The sequence below is a fragment of the Methylocella sp. genome, assembly GCA_037200525.1.
Classification (GTDB): domain Bacteria; phylum Pseudomonadota; class Alphaproteobacteria; order Rhizobiales; family Beijerinckiaceae; genus Methylocapsa.
The window spans coordinates 4,923,252-4,941,003 of record JBBCGG010000001.1 but is presented as its reverse complement, the minus strand read 5'-3'; the positions used below and the strand labels follow the sequence as shown (position 1 = coordinate 4,941,003).

Sequence of the window (17,752 nt, the reverse complement as noted above, 5' to 3'; positions counted from 1 at the left end):
CTCCGCGCTCAAATCAAGGAAAGCCTTGTGAGCCTCACATGACCTCCGATTTCGCCTTTCCAGCTTTTTCGGCGCCTTATGCGCCGCCCGACGAGCCGCTCGCGGCCGAGCTTCTCACCCATGCGTCCTTGAGCCTTGAGGCCGAAGCGGAGGTCGATCGCTCGGCCGTACGTTTGATTGCGGCGGCGCGGGAAAAGAAATCCGTTCGCATCGGCGGTCTCGAGGATCTGCTTCGCGAATATTCACTCTCGTCGGAGGAGGGGCTAGCGCTGATGGTGCTCGCCGAGTCTCTTCTGCGCGTGCCTGATTCCTTCACCGCCGATCGGTTGATCGAGGACAAGCTCGCGGCGGGCCAGTGGACGGCCCATGCTGGCGCCTCCGAGCCTCTACTGGTCTCGGCCGCCGCCTGGGCGCTCGGGACCACGGCGCGCATCATCGACAAAAGCAAGACGGCGGAGGGCGTCATCGCCGCGGTGGCGCGCCGGATCGGCATGGGCGCGTTGCGGGCCGCCGCGAGGCAAGCAACGCAGCTGATGGGTCAGCATTTCGTCTTCGGCGAGACGATCGAGGAAAGCTTGCGCCGCGCCTCGACGCGAGAGGGCAAGGCGCAGAGCTATTCTTTTGACATGCTCGGCGAAGGCGCGCGCACACAGGCGGATGCGGAACGTTATTTTGCTTCCTATGCTCACGCGATCGAGATGATCGGGCGGTCGCCTCGCGCAAAAAGATCCGACTCCCAACGGCTCGCCATTTCGATAAAGCTCTCGGCCTTGCACCCGCGCTACGAACCATTATCCCGCGCGCGGGTGCTGGCCGAATTGCCCCCGAAGTTGATTGAGCTGGCGCAAAGCGCGAAGCGGCATGATGTGAACCTGACCATCGACGCGGAAGAAGCCGACCGGCTCGAATTGTCGCTAGAGGTGATTGATCTTGCTTTGGCCGATGACAGGCTCGCCAACTGGCCCGGCTTCGGCCTCGCCGTGCAGGCCTATCAGAAACGAGCGGCCAGCGTGATCGATCATGTCGCCGCTCTGGCGCGACGGCATAACCGCCGTTTGACGTTGCGCCTCGTCAAAGGTGCCTATTGGGACACCGAGATCAAGCGCGCGCAGGAGCGCGGGCTCGCCGATTATCCGGTGTTCACGCGCAAGGCGATGACCGATCTTAATTATATCGCCTGCGCCAAACAGATGCTGTCGGCGCGGGAAGTCATTTATCCGCAATTTGCGACCCACAATGCGCTTACTGTCGCGACCATCGTCGCTCTCGCGGGCGGCGTCGAGGGCTATGAGTTCCAGCGTCTGCATGGCATGGGCGAGGAGATTTACGCCGCGCTGCGCAAGGAATTTCGTCAACTTCGTTGCCGCGTCTATGCCCCGGTCGGCGCGTATGAAAATCTGCTTGCCTATCTGGTGCGGCGCCTGCTTGAAAATGGCGCCAATTCCTCTTTCGTAGCGCGCATTGGCGATCCTCGCGTGCCGGCGACAGAGCTTTTGAAACGCCCGCAAACTATTATCGGCGATGCCGCAAACGCGCGCGCCGCGGGATTGCCCTTGCCGGAGGACATTCATATGCCTTCGCGCAAGCTTGCGAGAGGCGTTGAATTTGGCGACGCTCAGACGCTTGCCGCGCTTACCGCGAAAATAGCTGGAGCTGGGCCCGCGCGCGAGGCTACGGACATCGCCTCCGTCGCAGGCCCCGCGGGGCGCATGGTGGCGTCGCCAATCGACGGGTCGAAGATCGGCTTCGCGCAAGACGCTTCGCAGGCTGATTTGCAAAGGGCCATGGACGAGGCGCGCGCCGGCTTTCGCCTCTGGTCTCGCCAGCCGGTCGATCGCCGCGCCGCTTGCTTGGAGCTTGCCGCCGAACGCCTTGAGGCCGAGGCGCCGCGCTGGCTGCATCTCCTTCAGGTCGAGGCGGGCAAGACCCTCGATGACGCCATCGCCGAATGGCGCGAGGCGATCGATTTCTGTCGCTATTACGCGGCATGCGCGCGGGATCGCTTCGGCTCTTCCGAAATCATGCCGGGACCGACTGGCGAGGATAACAAACTCTATTGTCGCGGCCGCGGCGTGTTCGTTTGCATCAGCCCGTGGAACTTTCCTCTGTCGATCTTCCTCGGGCAAATCGCCGCTGCGCTGGTCGCTGGCAATAGCGTTATCGCCAAACCGGCCGAACAGACGCCGCTGATCGCGGCCGATGTCGTGGCCTTGCTGCATCGCTGCGGCGCGCCGAGATCGGCCTTGCAGCTGGTGCAGGGCGATGGCGATATTGGCGCGGCGCTAGTCGCCATGCCCGGCGTTGCAGGGGTCGCCTTCACCGGATCGATGGGCGCAGCCGCAAAGATCAATCGCAGCCTTGCTGGGAAAGAGGGACCGATCGCGGCCTTGATCGCGGAGACCGGCGGCGTCAATACGATGATCGTCGATGCGACGGCCCTGCCCGAGCAGGTAGCGGATGATGTCGTAGCCTCCGCCTTTCGATCGACTGGACAACGCTGCTCGGCGCTGCGCCTTCTGTGCATCCAGGAGGATGTCGCCGACAGGATGATCGCAATGATTGCTGGCGCCGCGCGCGAACTTCGCATCGGCGATCCACGCGACCTAGACGTCCAGGTCGGGCCGGTGATCGACGCTGCGGCCAAGGCCGATCTCTTGACTCATATCGAGGCGATGCGACGCTCGGCCATTGAGCGTTTCGCGGGCGAGGCGCCATCTACTGCGCCGAAGGACGGCTTTTACGTCGCGCCGCATATGTTTGAACTTGCCGCCGCGCAGGATCTGAAGGCCGAGATTTTCGGGCCGATTTTGCACGTCGTTCGCTATAAGGCGGACGAACTTGACGGGTTGCTTGAGGCAATTGAAGCCAATGGTTTTGGGCTGACCCTGGGCGTGCATTCGCGCATCGACGCGACCATCGCGCACATTATCGATCGTCGATTGGCGGGCAATTGCTATGTTAATCGCAATATGATCGGCGCCGTCGTCGGCACGCAACCTTTTGGCGGCTTCAATTTGTCAGGCACCGGACCGAAAGCTGGCGGCCCGCGCTACCTCGAGCGCTTCTGCGTCGAGCAGACGGTTACGATCAACACTGCCGCTGTCGGCGGCAATGCGAGCCTCATCAACGCCACCCAGTGAACGACGCCGCCCTTATTTGGCTTGCAGGATTTTAGCGAGTTCGCGGAACGCATCTTTGCTCGGAGGCGACCTCGGCGATTGCGTCAGGGCTTGGTAGATTGTGGGCACGAGGGACACGGCCTGATCGAGATCGGCGTCGTTGCCCGGCCGGTAACCGCCCATAAGGCGGAGGTCGCGGGTGTCCTCGAAGCGGGCGATGAGACCGCGCAATTTGACGACAAGGTCGCGCTGTTCATTGGTCCAGGCGATTTGCGCCAAGCGCGAGATCGAGGCGAGGACATTGACGGCGGGAAAACGCCCCTGATCGGCGATGGCGCGATCGAGCACGATATGTCCGTCAAGCGTGCCGCGCACGGCGTCGGCGACGGGATCATTATGATCGTCGCCATCGACAAGCACCGAAAAAATGCCGGTGATTGAGCCTTTGCCTTCTTCGCCACGCCCGGCGCGTTCGAGCAGTTTCGGCAGGTCGCTGAACACGCTCGGGGCGTAGCCGCGAGCCACGGCGGGTTCGCCCGCGGCCAAGGCGACATCGCGCGCGGCGTGGGCGTAACGCGTGACGGAATCGATGATCAGCAACACGGAATCGCCTTGGTCGCGAAAGAACTCGGCGACGGTCATCGCTGTCTTGGGGGCGAGGCGCCGCATCGTCGGGCTCTCGTCTCCGGTGGCGGCGACGGCGACCGAAAGCGCGCGATTGCCGGCCAAAGCATCGTCGAGAAATTCGCGCACTTCGCGGCCGCGCTCGCCAACGAGGGCGACCACCACAGTATCGAAATCGCGCGAGGCGGCGAGCATGGCGAGGAGCGTCGATTTGCCAACGCCGGATCCGGCGAAAACGCCAATGCGCTGGCCGACGCAGATCGGCGTGAAGAGGTCGATGGCCCGGACGCCTGTCCGCAGCGGTTTCGTGATGCGGGCGCGGCGCATGGCGGAAGGCGGCGCGGCGTCAATGGCGGATCTCACATCGCCCTGGCGCAGCGGTCCGGCCGCATCGATGGGTGCGCCAAGCGCATTGATCACGCGCCCTTTCCAACTCTGATGCGGAGAAAGACGCAAGGGACCGGCGCGAAACACGCGGTCGCCAAGACGGGTAAGCGTGTTGGTCTCGAAGGCCTTGATGCTGGCGCTCTGCGCGTCGATCCGCACGACTTCGGCGCGATGCTTCGCCCCGTCCATGTCGAAGCTCACGCATTCGCCGAGTTTCAAGAAAGGAGACAGGCCCGTTACGCGCGCGCGGGAGGAAGAAACTTCGGTGACGCAGCCGAAGACGCGAACCAGAGGCTCTTCTTCCCACGCCTGCTCCAAGGCAAGTTCGAGGCGGGCGAGCGCGTTCAAGGTCATTAAGAACCCCCGAGAGTCTTGATGGCGTCCTTCAGCGATGTCTCGGAACCTTCGGTCGCGGAAGCCACGCTTTCGAATGCTCGCGAGACCATGATCAGCTTCGCCATTTCCAGCACGGGATTGATGTTGGCTCCCTCGATAAAGCCTTGCGCGACGCCATTATGGGCGAAGTCGAGTTCGGGCGTCGCGGCCTTATCGCTTATAACGCCGGAATTGCTGTAGCGCTTCAACGAGGCGCTGGCGTCAGGGCTAAAAATCCCGATGGCGCCGATCTGATGGCCATTCTGCGTGATCATTCCATCTTGGGCGATGGTCGGCGGTCCGCCATCTGGAGCCAGCAGAATGGCGGTATTGCCGGCGTCAAGGACGGGAAAACCGTCGACGCTCACCAATGCGCCGGTTTCCAGCATGCGCATGCGGCCATCCTTGGTGTAGACAGTTCCGTCGGGCGTTTGCAGCGCCAGCCAGCCTTCGCCCTGAACCGCAACGTCGAGCGGGTTGTCGGTTTTGATCGGGACGCCGGCGCGGCGGGAAATAAAGGAACTGCCTTGCGAGGCGAACGCGACCGGAGTGTCTCCGGCCTTTGAGAGCAGGGTTTTGAACTCGATTTCCTCGGCCCTGTATCCTGGCGTGCTCTGATTGGCGACGTTGGCGGCGATCGTCGTCAATCGCCGGTCGAGCGCCACTTGAGCGGAAAGCGTGACATAGAGTCCCGACTGCATGAGTTAGGAGCCTCCGAGTTGCAGATTGGCGATGCTGAGTAGCAGGCTCTGGCTGATGCCCGGCGTTGTCACCTGCAATGCCGACGTCAGCACCGTTGGGGTCATCGACGTGTGTTGGGAATCATAGATTGCCGTGAAGCGGCCGATAAATTGTTGTAGCTTGGCGGGGTTTTGCAAATCGCTGACATTCATGAGGCTGTTGATCGTGATTGGCGACCGTGGTTTGCTGAACCGACGGTGCGCTCGTCGTAGCCGCGCCATTGGCGGCGAAATCGAACGCGCTAGCGAGCGCTTTGTAGCGCGGATCGTTCAGCGTATTGGCGAGACTTGTGCTGCTCGAGACGCCGCCCTCAAGAACCTTGGTGATCAACCCCTTCGCATATGTCATGTCGCCGAGGCCGAAGGCAGTCAGGACATAATTGTATAGTTTATCGTTGTTCACGAGGTCGCTGACGGACTTCACATTGCCGATGTTCGCCAGAAAATAATTCGTGGCCCGCGTTACAGTTGGCTGCGCCGCAGTTTGGGCCAATGTATTTGAGAAATCCCGCGTGATTGCATTGAAATCGATTGTAGCTGTGAGCATGGCTTTTGTTCCCCGAGCCGCTGAACGGAGTCTTCTCCGAAAAGACTTGCCCGGAACTGACCGCGCCGCGACTAGCGCTCGATTAGGACATGCGCCGGTAAAGGGAACATGCGCGGATCAGATAGAAGTCGAGCCGCCCGCGAACGTTTCGCGGGGGAGGGGGGCGCAGGAGACAGACGATCCGAAAACTCAAAGCGCGCTGCGCCTCAGGCGACCGAGCTTTCCGGCATTTCCATCGGGCCGCCGTAGTAGCTGATATAGCGATCCTCGATATCGGCGAGGGGCATGATCGTAAACACGTCGGTCGTGCCGAATTGCGAGTCGATCACCGCGCCGTCGCCGAATCGCGCCCCAACTCGCAAATAGGCCTTGAGCAAAGGCGGCAGGGCCGCAACGCATCGCCTGACGTCGATGGCGCTTTTATCGAGAATTCCCATTTCGACGGCGCGGCCGGCAAGCGGACGGACGCTCCACTCCTCAGCAGCCGAAGCTTCATGATGCAAGAAACTGAGCGGCCGGGCGAGGGCGGCTGGATCGGCGCCAGGCAGGCTCGCGCAGCCGATCAGAACATCGACGCGGTGGTGCTTGGCATAAATCCAGAGGCCTCGCCACAACAGTTCAATGGCGCGTTTCGAGCGATATTTCGGGTGGACGCATGAACGGCCGAGCTCAAGGAAACGCTTGCCGGCGTGCCGCGCCAGAAGCGGCGCAATGTCGAATTCGCGTTGACTGTAGAAGCCGAGGTTGCGCTCCGCCACGTCTCGGCGGAGCAGCCGGTAGGTGCCGACGATCTTGGGTTTCTTTCGGCCGAAGCGGTTTTGCGCGTCCATGTCGATGACGAGGAGATGGTCGCAGAAAGCGTCAAACGGACAAATGTCGCGCCGGACGAGCGCCGATCCCTGATTTGGGATTGCGGAACCCTCCTCATAAAAGACTTCAAAGCGCAGGCGCTGAGCCTTCCGGATCTCTCGTTTCGTTGTGGCGAGTTTGACCTCGAAAGGGCCAAATCGACCGAGCACGGCCGGCAGCCCCGAGAGATCGCGTATCGGGCGGCGTCGTTTTTTGATAAATCGGGCGGGGGTGTAAACAATTCCGCCTAAGGGCGCGCCAATGGGCCACATGGGGTGTCGAATCTCGCCAAGAGAATGCATTCGCACCAGCAACCTAGGGATGTGACGCGAAGTTTTGATGACGGAAGACAAATAATTCCGATTGCGGCGCCAGGACAATGAGGCGGTCGGAGAGAGCGACTGTCATCAAACTGCAAGTCTAGCAGCGTAAGGAGGGTCGAATCACGATTCCCAACCGGCGGAGCGATATGGCTTATCTGCGCGTCCTCGCAATTGGTCTAGCGCTGATCTTCTTTCTCTGTGTTGTCATTCCTTTTCAATGGATCGCGCTGCGCCTGCGCTGGCCAATCCGCGTCTGGATTCCAGTCGCCTTGTGTCGAGTCCTGACGAGGTTATTGCAGCTGAAAATCTTGTCGCAGGGCGCAGCTGAGACGAATCAGCCGCGGCTGCTCGCCGCAAATCACATATCTTGGATCGACATTTTGGCTCTGAGCAGCGTGCAGCCGATCTGTTTCCTCGCCAAGCGAGAGGTTCTGGACTGGCCGATCGTCGGTTCTTTTGCGCGGTTGCAGGAGACCGTCTTCGTCGATCGCAAAAGGCGCAGGTCAATTATCGGCGTCAACGCCATGATGGCGCAACGCATGCTGGAAGGCCGCTGCGCGCTGCTCTTTCCCGAAGGCACAACCGGCGACGGCCTATCGCTGCGTAAGTTTCACAGCTCTCACTTCGCCGCCGCGCGCGATCTTCTCGTCAAAGCGAGGCAGATCGATGCGGTCGCCGTACAACCCGTGGCGATTCGCTATTCATCGTCCTCGGCGGCGTGGATCGGCGATGCATCTTTGCTGCCGCATCTCTGGTCGGTCATCAGGGGCGAGCCGATCCGATGCGATCTCGTTTTCGGCGAGCCGCTCGCCTATGGCCGGGAGAGCGATCGCAAGGATATCGCCCGCCGGGTGGAATCGGCGATCACAGAGATGCTAGCTGCCATGGCTCCCGTAGTCGATCCGAACCCGGCGGCGGCGGCGAGCCTCGATGGTTGGGCGATGACCTGACATGGCGCCATGCGGGAGATCCGCTGCAATCTCCGCATATCAATCCGAAGGCAGGTCTCAATCTGAAGGCAGATCGTCCTCGCCTTCAGAAAACAACTGGAACTGCGTCTTCTCGCGCGCCGGCTCCTGCAACCCAAGATGCCGGAAGGCATGTCCGGTCAAAACCCGGCCGCGCGGGGTGCGCTGCAAAAAACCCTGCTGGATCAGATAGGGCTCAATAATATCCTCGATCGCGTCGCGCGGCTCTGACAGCGCCGCCGCAATCGTTTCGATTCCGACCGGACCGCCGCCAAACGACAGCGCGATCGTCTGCAAGTAGCGCCGGTCCATTTGATCAAGGCCGATTGTGTCAACGTCGAGAAGCCGCAGCGCCTTGTCCGCGACTGTCCGGGTGATCTCCGGCTCTCCGTCAACCGCCGCGAAATCGCGGACGCGGCGCAATAGGCGCCCCGCAATGCGCGGCGTTCCGCGCGCGCGTTTTGCGATCTCGTTGGCCCCATCGTCCGAGATGGCGATGGCCATCACGCGCGCGCCGCGGCGCACGATGCGCTCAAGCTCCGCCACGGTATAGAATTCGAGCCGGATCGGAATGCCGAATCGGTCTCGCAGCGGCGTCGTGAGGAGGCCGGCGCGAGTGGTCGCCCCAACAAGCGTGAATTTGGCCAGATCGATCTTCACCGAGCGGGCGCCCGGACCCTCGCCTATAATGAGATCGAGCTGGAAATCCTCCATCGCCGGATAGAGGATTTCTTCCACCGCCGGGTTGAGGCGATGGATTTCATCGATGAACAGAACATCGCGCTCCTCAAGGGCGGTGAGCTGCGCGGCGAGATCGCCGGCTTTGGCGATCACCGGCCCGGAGGTGGAGCGAAAATTGACGCCAAGCTCGCGCGCGACGATCTGCGCCAAAGTCGTTTTGCCGAGTCCCGGCGGCCCCCAGAACAGCACGTGGTCGAGAGCCTCCCGCCGCGCTTTGGCCGCCTCGATGAAAACTTTCAGATTGGCGCGCGCCGGCCCTTGCCCGGTAAAATCGGCGAGGCTGAGCGGACGCAGCGACATTTCTGCGTCATCTTCACGGGATTCCGGGGCGACAAGCCGGCGGGGGCTAGTGGGCAAGGACAGCGACCTCTTCTGATTCGCTATCCTAAGCGCCTGACCTCAAATGGCCAAGAACTCAACGCCAAGCACGCGAACAATTCCGGTCCGCACACGGCCCAACATCGGATTGCGGTCGAGGTTCGCGCGGGGGTTCGACGCAGCGGTCAGCGCAGATAGGACTTCACCTTGCGAATCGCGTCGAGCAGAATCGGCGGGGTCAGATATTTCATCGCGTTGTTGAGTTTTTCGCCGCGAGAGAGCGTAACCAAATTGGGAAACAGCGTGGTGTGAAAGCCTGCGCTTTCCCCGTCGGATCGCCCATTGCTGTAGAAATACGCCGCGGCGGAGCGGCGCGGTCTTCCATCCGGGGCGTTAACGGGATTTGGATGTCCATGCAGGCTTTTGGATGACTGGTAGAAGAGAATGGAGCGACCGAAGACGGGCTCAATCTCCCTGACGCATTTATTTTCGTCCGCATCCCATAACTCAAGCTCGCCGCCATAGGACGATTTCCAATCTTTGTTGAGATAGGTGATGAAGACGAGGCGATTGTCGAGCTTCGTGATCGGATGCTGGTTGAAATCCGTGTGTAGCGCGAACTTGCCGCCTGTTGGGATCTCGTGGAGGCCGCCGGCGTGAAGTTCGGGATCCGGCACGAGGCTGTTGATTCCTGTGACTTGCTCGAGGAAATCGATGAAAATCCCCGAATTGACTGTGTTGAAATAGAGCTCGGCCGCGCGCCCGAAACGAGTTTTGGGCGCCGAACCGCGTTTTCTCTCATTCTGATTGTCGTAGCGACGCCAGTCGTTCCAATTCACACGATCGAAATCTGAATGCATCAGCTCAAGAAGCTTCGGCGAGAAAAGACCTTCGAAGACGATATGCTTGAACGGAACATTGTCCTTGAACGCGTCGCGCAGGGAATCGACTTTCTTCGGCGCAAAAAACTCCTGGTTCAAGATTTCGTCGAAGCCTAAGGAGACGCCATTGATGACGATTTGGTCGCGAGAGCGATTTGCGCCGTCTTCAACCCAATCGGGCGGGTTCAATGTCGAAGCCTGGACCATGCTCGAAACATCCTTTTGCTGCGCAAGCGATAAGATTGGCGCATAGATTCATGCCCCGATCCAGCTCAGGGAACTATCGAAATGGAAGGGTCCGAACGGCTGCGGCGTCAATCACCCATTTGGGAAAATCGAACGGTTTGTGCGGCGCGGCGGCCAAACCCTGAAGCGGCGCAAGAACTGAAGGAACTTCGCCCAGTCGCCGCCTAAGCGCGAACGCCCCAGTTTTCGCCGGAAAGTTCAGAGCGCGCTTTGTCGAGCTCCTCGGCATAGCGGCGAAGCACATGCGCCTCGGTCAAGAGCCCAATAACCCGCCGATCGACGGCATTATCGACGACCGCCAGGGCCTCGCTCTCGTTTTGTTCAAAGATCTGCGCCGCCAGCGTGATGTTCATTTCCGGCTCCAGGAACTGTTCGAGATTGCGGGAGACGGCGGTCAGATCGGCTCCGTTCGCGACCGCATCTTTGGGCAGGAGATGGGCGTTGGCGACGAAAACAATGCCTTTGTAGCGGCCGGATGGATCGATCGCGACGACGCATTGCGTGGACCCGAGCGGGAAGCGCTTTATGAATTCCGAAATAGTCATATCCGATCGCGCGGTCTGAACGTCAGGCCGCATCAAACGGCCGACAGTCAGATCGCGCATCCAACCGATGTCTTGGGCGCTGCGGATCGATTCTCCGCGCAGGTGCAGGCGCCATGTCGCGAAGGAATAGCCGAAGCTGCGCCGCACGATCACGGAGACGATTGTCGAAACCGCCAACATCACGAGGCTCAGGGGAAAATTGCCGGTTGTCTCCAGCGCCAGAAAACTCATGGTCAGCGGGGCGCCGACGATCGCGACCGCGAGGGCTGTCATGCCGACGATGGCGCACACAGAGGCGTCCGGCGCGAGCGATGGATCATAGAGCCCGATTCCGTAGCAATAGACTCGGCCGATCATGCCGCCGAGATAAAGCGAGGCGAAAAAAAGGCCGCCGCGGAAGCCAGATCCAAGCGAAATCGTCGCGGCGATGGCTTTCAGGCCGAGCGCGAGGGCAATTACTCCGATTGCGGGAGCCATTTCGCTGAAAAGCGCAACCGCGGCGCTGTGGCCGGATGCGAGCACCTGTGGCGTTAATAGCGCCAAACCGCCGACGACAAGGCCCCCGAGCGCAGGATGGAGCGGCTGAGGCAGGCGGGTCCAGCGGAAAGCCGCCTCGATGAAGCTCACGCCGCGCATGACGGCGATGCCGAAGCCGGCGCAAAACACCCCGAGCAGCAACATCATAAGCATATCGGTCTGCGAGAGGGGCGAGCTCGCCGCCGCCATTCCCATGAAGTCGCCGGCTGAGGGGAACAGTCGAGAGACCAGAACGCCGCCGACCGCCGCGGCCCCGACGGGGGCCAGCCCGAACGGCGTGTAAGTTCCAAGAATCAATTCGAATGCGTAAAATGCGCCGGTGAGAGGCGCCCCGAAGGCGGCGCCGATGGCGCCCGCCGAACCGCAAGCCACCAACATGCGCATATCGGCGCGCCGCAGCCGGAACAAGCCGCCGACAAAGGAGGCGAAGCCGGAACCCATCTGCGTATAGGCGGCTTCAAGGCCAACCGAAGCGCCAAAACCGTTCGAGATCACTGTTTGCGCGGTGATGACCATGCTGTCGGCAAGCGACATGCGGCCGCCGCGCAATGCGTTGGCCTCAATCGGATCGACGGGCCTTTTCGGGCGCCATTTGTGAAGGAAAATTCCAGAAATGCCGAGCAGCAGGCCGCCCGCCAATGGCGCCAGCGCCTGCAGCGGCGAGTCGAGCTGCGCGAGCCCGCTCACTTGCTCGTGCCCGAATAGGTGATAATGCAGAAAACGCGAGCCTGCTAGGATGGCCGCCGCCAATAGGCCGGCGATGCAGCCGCTGAGCAGCCCCAGGAAAATGAGGCCGATTTCGTCGCGCCGGACCAGCGCGGGGAGCCGCTCGGCGATGGGGCGGATCAATTGAGATTTGAGATTTGCGCCCGCAGCATAAGCCATCCGCGATGGGACCCTGGAGATTTGGCTCGACAAAACGCAAGCAGTTATAATGGATTCTGACGTTTGGGATCGCCAAATTAGGCAAGAGAACAGAAGGCGCGATTCGACGCCACTGGGTCATGCGGATTCTATCTTAAAAAGCTTTGCTTTGTTCATGAATGGGGCGGTCGGATGCATCGCGGGCGGGCGCCGTAAATCTTGCGCTGCCGGCGCGGGGCCGTTATAAGCCGCCCTGCGTCCCTTCCGACACCCCTGGAGGCGTGGGCGCGCTTTCTTCTTTACAAGGACGATACCGACATGGCCGAGACAAAAACTCTCACGGCCACGGTGCGTAGCGGGATAGGCAAGGGGGCTGCCCGCAGCGTTCGCCGTGAAGGCCGTATTCCCGGCGTGATTTATGGCGGCGGCGATGCCGCCGAGCCGATCACGCTGGATTATCGCGAAGTCAACAAGCTCATTTATGCTGGGCATTTCCTTACGACGCTCTTTGAAATCAACGTCGATGGAAACAAACAGCGCGTGATTCCGCGCGACTATCAGCTCGATCCAATCAAGGACGAGCCGCAGCACGTCGATTTCTTGCGACTCAAGGCTGGAGCTAGTCTGCGCGTTGAAGTGCCGGTGCATTTCATCAACCAAGAAACTTGCCCCGGCGTCAAGAAAGGCGGCAGCCTCAACATTGTCCGCCACTCGATCGAAATGCGGGTTCCCGCGGATAACATTCCCGAAGCGGTCATAGCCGACCTTGGCGCGCTTGAGATCAATGGCTCGCTGCATCTGTCGGCGCTCTCTTTGCCCGAAGGCTGCAGGGCGACGCTGCCCGAGCGCGATTTCACGATCGCGACGATCGTGGCTCCGGAAGTCGTTCCAGAAGATCCGGCGGCGGCTGCGGCAGCTGCTGCAACGGCTGCGGCCGGCAAGGGCGCTAAAGCCGCCAAAGCTGCGCCTGCAGCCCCTGCCGCGGCGCCAGCGGCGGCGGCCGCTGCTGCCCCTGCCGCCAAGGCTCCGCCCAAGAAGAAATAACGCCGGAAGCGCTAGCGCATGATTCGATAGAATCATACGCTAGATCAAATAGATAAAGCATGATCGCTTCAATTGGAGGCGATCATGCCTTGCGCGGCCGCTCTTTCTGACAAGAGCCGGCCTTTCTCGTCGAAAAGCGTTTTGTCCTAGGCGGCGCCATGCTTCTGTTCGTCGGCCTCGGCAATCCGGGCAAGACTTATGCGGGCAACCGCCATAATATCGGTTTTATGGCGATCGATGCGATCGCCCGCGAATATTCCGCTCCCGTTTTCCGCACGAAATTTCAAGGTCACGCCAGCGAAATTGCGCTCGCCGGCGAGCGCATCACGCTGCTGAAGCCGCAAACCTATATGAACGACTCGGGCCGCTCCGTCGCTGAAGCGGCGCGCTATCTCAAGATCGAGCTGCCGCAAATTGTGATCTTCCACGACGAACTCGATCTCGCTCCGGCCAAGGTCAGGGTCAAAACCGGCGGCGGCAACGCCGGCCATAATGGCCTCAAATCGATTACCGCTCATATTGGCAACGAATATCGGCGCGTTCGCATGGGCATTGGCCATCCGGGCGATCGGGCGCTGGTGCATAATTACGTGCTCGGCGATTTCGCCAAATCCGAGACGCCCTGGGTTCAGGCCCTGTGCGAAACGATCGCCGCCAATGCCGAGCTTCTCGCCAAAGGCGAAGACGACGCCTTCCAGACGCAGATTTTTCGCGTGATGGAGGCCGCTGGGTTAGGGTAGGGGCCATTCTGATCACGCCATTGGCTTCTTTCGATCGAGAATCGCGCCTGGCGAAGCCGCCGCCGAAAGCCCACTTGCTTTTTCTCCCCGCGGACCGCATAGCGCGCAAGAATAATGTCCTGGCGCAGCCTGGGCATACTGAAAGAGTGTCTGAACCATGGGTTTCAAATGCGGCATTGTCGGCCTGCCAAATGTCGGCAAGTCGACCCTTTTCAATGCGCTGACGCAGACCGCGGCGGCGCAGGCGGCGAATTATCCTTTTTGCACGATCGAACCCAACATAGGCGACGTCGCCGTTCCGGACGAGCGGATCGAGAAACTGGCCAAGATCGCCGGCTCGAAGGAAATCATTCCGACGCGGCTGACCTTCGTCGACATCGCCGGCCTCGTGCGCGGCGCCTCGAAAGGGGAGGGGCTCGGCAATCAGTTCCTGGCGAATATCCGCGAATGCGACGCCATCGCCCATGTCGTGCGGTGCTTTGAGGATTCCGACATCACCCATGTCGAGGGCAAGATCGCCCCGATCGACGATATCGAGACGATCGAGACCGAGTTGATGCTGGCCGATCTCGAAAGCCTCGAAAAACGCGTCGCCGCGCTCGAAAAGAAGGCCAAGGGGGCCGACAAGGAGGCCAAGGAGACGTTTGATCTCGTGCAGCGTTGCCTCGTCCTATTGCGCGAGGGAAAACCCGCGCGCCTCGTCGAGGTGAAGCCTGAAGAGCGGAAGCTGTTCGATGGGCTTGGCCTGCTGTCCTCAAAGCCTGTGCTGTTCGTTTGCAACGTCGAGGAAGCCGCCGCCGATAGCGGCAATGCATTTTTCAAAACCGTCGCGACCCGGGCCGCGGAGGAAGACGCCATAGCGGTCGTCGTCTCGGCCCAAATCGAGAGCGAAATCGCGATTCTGCCGGCCGAAGAGCAAAAGGAATATCTGGACGCGGTCGGCCTCGCGGAGCCGGGCCTCAACCGCGTCATCCGCGCCGGCTATTGCCTTTTGGGCCTGATTACCTATTTCACGGTTGGTCCCAAAGAGGCGCGAGCCTGGACCGTCGCCAAGGGAACCAGGGGCCCGCAGGCCGCTGGCGTGATCCATACCGACTTCGAAAAAGGATTTATTCGCGCCGAGACCATTGCTTATGCCGATTATGTCGCAAACAATGGCGAGGCCGGCGCGCGCGAGGCGGGGAAATTCCGGCTCGAAGGCAAGGATTATGTTGTCGAGGACGGCGATGTTCTGCATTTCCGATTCGCGAACTGAACGCTTTGCTGATGCTCTGACCTTTTGGCCACGTCGGTGAGGCCCTGCGGCGGCGCGCCGCCGGAATTCGATGCGGCGTTCAGAGGCAAGCTCGACGATTTGTTCAAATGGCGGCGCGACGTCCGCCGGTTCAAGTCTGATCCGGTTGCGATCACATTGATCGAGGATCTTCTGAAGATCGCCGTGCGCGCTCCATCCGTCGGCAATAGCCAGCCTTGGCGTTTCGTCAACGTCGAAACGCCATCGCGCCGAGAGGCCATCATCGCCAATTTCAACGCCTGCAACGCCGCCGCGCTGAAAGCATATGAAGGCGAACGCGCGGCGCTCTACGCCCGCCTCAAATTGGCGGGCCTGTGCGAGGCGCCGGTGCATCTTGCCGTGTTCTGCGACAGAGCGACGATGACAGGCGCGGGCCTTGGCTGCAAAACGATGCCCGAAACCTTGGACTATTCCGTCGTCGCCGTGATCTACACCTTTTGGCTGGCGGCGCGAACGCATGGGCTTGGCGTCGGCTGGGTCTCGATCATCGATCCTGAAGGCGTCGCGCGATCAATCGAGACGCCGGAGAGCTGGAAACTCATCGCCTATCTTTGCGTCGGATTTCCGCAGGAAGAGCATATCGATCCAGAGCTCGAGCGATATGAATGGCAAGGGCATGAGGAGCAGAACGCCCAGCTTCATTGGCGCTGAGGCGCACTTATCTTCGCTTTAACGCAAGTCTTCGCTTTAACGCAAGAATTTGCCCGAAAAGTCCGCAGCTTTTCGGGGGGCCGCATCAGCTAGTGGCCTTTTTTCTGAACATTCCGGCGAGATTGTCGAAGAGTTCGATTTTGACGCCGGCTCTTTTCATGATCAGGGTTTGCTGGATGATCGAGAGCGTATTGTTCCAGGTCCAGTAGATGACGAGGCCGGCGGGGAAGCTTCCGAGCGTAAAGGTGAAGATCACCGGCATCCAGGTGAAGATCTGCTTTTGCATCGGGTCGGCCGGCTCGGGATTGGCCTTCATCTGCACGAACATCGAGACGCCCATGATCAGCGGCCAGATGCCGAGCGCCAAAAAATGGCCGATCAGCGGAAGCTGCGTCGGGTCATAAGGCAAAAGCCCGAATAAAGTGAACACATTGGTCGGATCGGGGGCGGACAGATCCTTGATCCAGCCGAAAAATGGCGCATGCCGCATCTCGATCGTCACAAACAGCACTTTATACAGCGCGAAAAACACCGGGATCTGGATCAGCATCGGCAGACAGCCCGAGACCGGATTGATCTTCTCGCGCTTATACAGCGCCATCGTCTCTTGCTGCTGCTTCATCTTGTCGTCGGGATATTTCTCCCGCAGCGCGGCGATCTGCGGCGCGACCCCCTTCATCTTCGCCATCGACATGTAGCTCTTATTGGCGAGCGGGAAGAACACCCCCTTGACGATCACCGTGATGATCAGGATGGCGACGCCAAAATTGCCGGTGAGCGTATAGAGAAAATGCAGCAGCTGGAACATCGGCTTGGTGATGAAGTAGAACCAGCCCCAATCGATCAGCAGATCGAATTTCTCGATGCCGAGATCGGCCTGATATTTGTCGAGCGTCCCGGTTTCCTTGGCCCCGGCGAACACCCGGCTCGTCGTCTCGAGCAAGGCCCCGGGGGCGATCGTCTGCGCCGCGCCGACGAAATCGGCGCGATAGATGCGCGCGGCCCCCTGCGGCGCGGCGGCCGCCGAAAAGCTCGCCTCAATCGGCGCGCTCTGGTCCGGGATGACCGTGGTCGCCCAATATTTGTCGGTAAAGCCGAGCCAGCCGCCGGTTCCCTTGAAGGTTTTGGTGGCGCGCTCTTCTTTCTCGATCTTGTCATATTTGATTTCCTGCACGCCGCCATCGCCGATGACGCCGACGAAGCCTTCGTGCAGAACCGCATAATTCACCGTCGGCGGCAGGCCGTGGCGCGCCGTCAGCGCATAGGGCGCCAGCGCCACCGGTCTGTCCGAGGCGTTCTCGACGCTGTCCTTGATGGTGAACATATAGCGGTCGTCGACCGCGATCTGGCGGTGGAAGACGAGGCCCTGGCCATTGTCGAAGCTGAGCGTCACCGGGGTCTGCGGCGTCAAGGTCTCGCGATCGGCGCGCCAGAGCGTATCGGGGCGGGGCAGGACGAGGCTTTCGCCGGCGGGGGCGAGGAATCCGGCCTCGGCGTAATAGGCGTCGGGGGCGCCGGCCGGCGACAGCAGCACGATGTTCGGGCTGTTGGGGTCGACGGTCTCGCGATAGGCTTTGAGCGAAACGTCGTCGAGGCGCGCCCCTTTCAGGGCGATCGAGCCGAACAGCGCCGGGGTGTCGAGTTTGATGCGCGGGCTTGCGGCCAGGGCCTCAGCGCGGGTTTTGGGCGCAACGGCGAGTTCGCCGGGGGCGGCGAGGCTTTGCGCGCCGGGAGCGGCCGAAGGCGCATTCGGCGCTTGCGCCGCCTGCTGCAGGCCTTGCGTCTGCGCCAACTGCCGGTCTCCCGGCTTCGGCGCGAAAAAATAACTCCAGCCAACGATCACAAGGCAAGACAGCCCAATCGCCAGATAAAGATTCTTCGTGTCGCTATTCATCCGCCGCGCGCCTTAAATCCGTCGTCGTCCCGCGCCGAATCGCACAGCGGCAGCTGCAGCCAGTC

The 17,752-nt window shown here is 61.0% G+C and carries 14 protein-coding genes; 6 read left to right on the top strand and 8 right to left on the bottom strand.

Going from position 1 to position 17,752, the window contains the following annotated elements; translation table 11 throughout:
* The first annotated feature begins 38 nt into the window (after positions 1 to 38).
* The gene (gene putA, locus WDN46_24425) at positions 39 to 3,140 is read left to right on the top strand and encodes a bifunctional proline dehydrogenase/L-glutamate gamma-semialdehyde dehydrogenase PutA (GenBank protein ID MEJ0096438.1); all 3,102 of its coding nucleotides are present in this window, start codon (positions 39 to 41) and stop codon (positions 3,138 to 3,140) included.
* Between the two features lie 12 nt (positions 3,141 to 3,152).
* Here putA and fliI read toward each other — a convergent pair whose 3' ends face one another.
* The 4 genes from fliI to WDN46_24405 form a co-directional block, all read right to left on the bottom strand.
* Positions 3,153 to 4,484: a flagellar protein export ATPase FliI gene (gene fliI, locus WDN46_24420; GenBank protein ID MEJ0096437.1), complete on the bottom strand. Its 1,332-nt coding sequence runs from the start codon at positions 4,482 to 4,484 to the stop codon at positions 3,153 to 3,155.
* Positions 4,484 to 5,206, bottom strand: coding sequence for a flagellar basal-body rod protein FlgF (gene flgF, locus WDN46_24415; protein ID MEJ0096436.1), 723 nt, complete (start codon positions 5,204 to 5,206; stop codon positions 4,484 to 4,486). The genes fliI and flgF overlap by 1 nt, the downstream gene beginning before the upstream one ends.
* Positions 5,207 to 5,327: 121 nt before the next feature.
* A complete protein-coding gene (locus WDN46_24410) occupies positions 5,328 to 5,792 on the bottom strand; it encodes a DUF1217 domain-containing protein (protein MEJ0096435.1) in 465 nt (154 codons plus the stop codon).
* Between the two features lie 206 nt (positions 5,793 to 5,998).
* Positions 5,999 to 6,913 carry a GNAT family N-acyltransferase gene (locus WDN46_24405; GenBank protein MEJ0096434.1) on the bottom strand — a complete coding sequence of 305 codons (915 nt, stop codon included), beginning with the start codon at positions 6,911 to 6,913 and terminating at the stop codon, positions 5,999 to 6,001.
* A 197-nt stretch (positions 6,914 to 7,110) separates the two neighbouring features.
* Between WDN46_24405 and WDN46_24400 the strand changes: the two genes are divergently transcribed.
* On the top strand, positions 7,111 to 7,914 hold the full coding sequence (locus tag WDN46_24400) for a lysophospholipid acyltransferase family protein (protein MEJ0096433.1): 804 nt from the start codon (positions 7,111 to 7,113) through the stop codon (positions 7,912 to 7,914).
* A gap of 57 nt (positions 7,915 to 7,971) precedes the next feature.
* Here WDN46_24400 and ruvB read toward each other — a convergent pair whose 3' ends face one another.
* The 3 genes from ruvB to WDN46_24385 form a co-directional block, all read right to left on the bottom strand.
* A complete protein-coding gene (gene ruvB, locus WDN46_24395; protein ID MEJ0096432.1) occupies positions 7,972 to 9,030 on the bottom strand; it encodes a Holliday junction branch migration DNA helicase RuvB in 1,059 nt (352 codons plus the stop codon).
* A gap of 146 nt (positions 9,031 to 9,176) precedes the next feature.
* On the bottom strand, positions 9,177 to 10,079 hold the full coding sequence (locus WDN46_24390; GenBank protein ID MEJ0096431.1) for a 2OG-Fe(II) oxygenase: 903 nt from the start codon (positions 10,077 to 10,079) through the stop codon (positions 9,177 to 9,179).
* Positions 10,080 to 10,282: 203 nt separating this feature from the next.
* Positions 10,283 to 12,085: a chloride channel protein gene (locus WDN46_24385; protein ID MEJ0096430.1), complete on the bottom strand. Its 1,803-nt coding sequence runs from the start codon at positions 12,083 to 12,085 to the stop codon at positions 10,283 to 10,285.
* Positions 12,086 to 12,382: 297 nt separating this feature from the next.
* On the opposite strand from WDN46_24385, the gene WDN46_24380 reads away from it, so the two are divergent.
* From WDN46_24380 to bluB, 4 genes are all read left to right on the top strand, one after another.
* Entirely contained in the window at positions 12,383 to 13,108 is a 726-nt protein-coding gene (locus WDN46_24380; protein ID MEJ0096429.1) for a 50S ribosomal protein L25/general stress protein Ctc, read from the top strand.
* 158 nt (positions 13,109 to 13,266) lie between these two features.
* Complete coding sequence (gene pth, locus WDN46_24375; GenBank protein ID MEJ0096428.1) at positions 13,267 to 13,848, top strand: aminoacyl-tRNA hydrolase; 582 nt, start codon at positions 13,267 to 13,269, stop codon at positions 13,846 to 13,848.
* Positions 13,849 to 14,005: 157 nt separating this feature from the next.
* Positions 14,006 to 15,103 carry a redox-regulated ATPase YchF gene (ychF, locus tag WDN46_24370; GenBank protein MEJ0096427.1) on the top strand — a complete coding sequence of 366 codons (1,098 nt, stop codon included), beginning with the start codon at positions 14,006 to 14,008 and terminating at the stop codon, positions 15,101 to 15,103.
* Positions 15,104 to 15,127: 24 nt separating this feature from the next.
* Entirely contained in the window at positions 15,128 to 15,793 is a 666-nt protein-coding gene (gene bluB / locus WDN46_24365) for a 5,6-dimethylbenzimidazole synthase (protein MEJ0096426.1), read from the top strand.
* An 85-nt stretch (positions 15,794 to 15,878) separates the two neighbouring features.
* Here the strand turns inward: bluB and yidC are convergent, their stop codons facing one another.
* Positions 15,879 to 17,687, bottom strand: coding sequence for a membrane protein insertase YidC (yidC, locus tag WDN46_24360; GenBank protein ID MEJ0096425.1), 1,809 nt, complete (start codon positions 17,685 to 17,687; stop codon positions 15,879 to 15,881).
* Positions 17,688 to 17,752: the final 65 nt, after the last annotated feature.

Excerpts from the sequence above, each read along its gene's own strand:
- putA (MEJ0096438.1), top strand. The coding sequence starts at position 39 with ATGACCTCCGATTTCGCCTTTCCAGCTTTTTCGGCGCCTTATGCGCCG.
- fliI (MEJ0096437.1), bottom strand. The coding sequence starts at position 4,484 with ATGACCTTGAACGCGCTCGCCCGCCTCGAACTTGCCTTGGAGCAGGCG.
- flgF (MEJ0096436.1), bottom strand. The coding sequence starts at position 5,206 with ATGCAGTCGGGACTCTATGTCACGCTTTCCGCTCAAGTGGCGCTCGAC.
- WDN46_24410 (MEJ0096435.1), bottom strand. The coding sequence starts at position 5,792 with ATGCTCACAGCTACAATCGATTTCAATGCAATCACGCGGGATTTCTCA.
- WDN46_24405 (MEJ0096434.1), bottom strand. The coding sequence starts at position 6,913 with ATGTGGCCCATTGGCGCGCCCTTAGGCGGAATTGTTTACACCCCCGCC.
- WDN46_24400 (MEJ0096433.1), top strand. The coding sequence starts at position 7,111 with ATGGCTTATCTGCGCGTCCTCGCAATTGGTCTAGCGCTGATCTTCTTT.
- WDN46_24390 (MEJ0096431.1), bottom strand. The coding sequence starts at position 10,079 with ATGGTCCAGGCTTCGACATTGAACCCGCCCGATTGGGTTGAAGACGGC.
- WDN46_24385 (MEJ0096430.1), bottom strand. The coding sequence starts at position 12,085 with ATGGCTTATGCTGCGGGCGCAAATCTCAAATCTCAATTGATCCGCCCC.
- WDN46_24380 (MEJ0096429.1), top strand. The coding sequence starts at position 12,383 with ATGGCCGAGACAAAAACTCTCACGGCCACGGTGCGTAGCGGGATAGGC.
- pth (MEJ0096428.1), top strand. The coding sequence starts at position 13,267 with ATGCTTCTGTTCGTCGGCCTCGGCAATCCGGGCAAGACTTATGCGGGC.
- ychF (MEJ0096427.1), top strand. The coding sequence starts at position 14,006 with ATGGGTTTCAAATGCGGCATTGTCGGCCTGCCAAATGTCGGCAAGTCG.
- yidC (MEJ0096425.1), bottom strand. The coding sequence starts at position 17,687 with ATGAATAGCGACACGAAGAATCTTTATCTGGCGATTGGGCTGTCTTGC.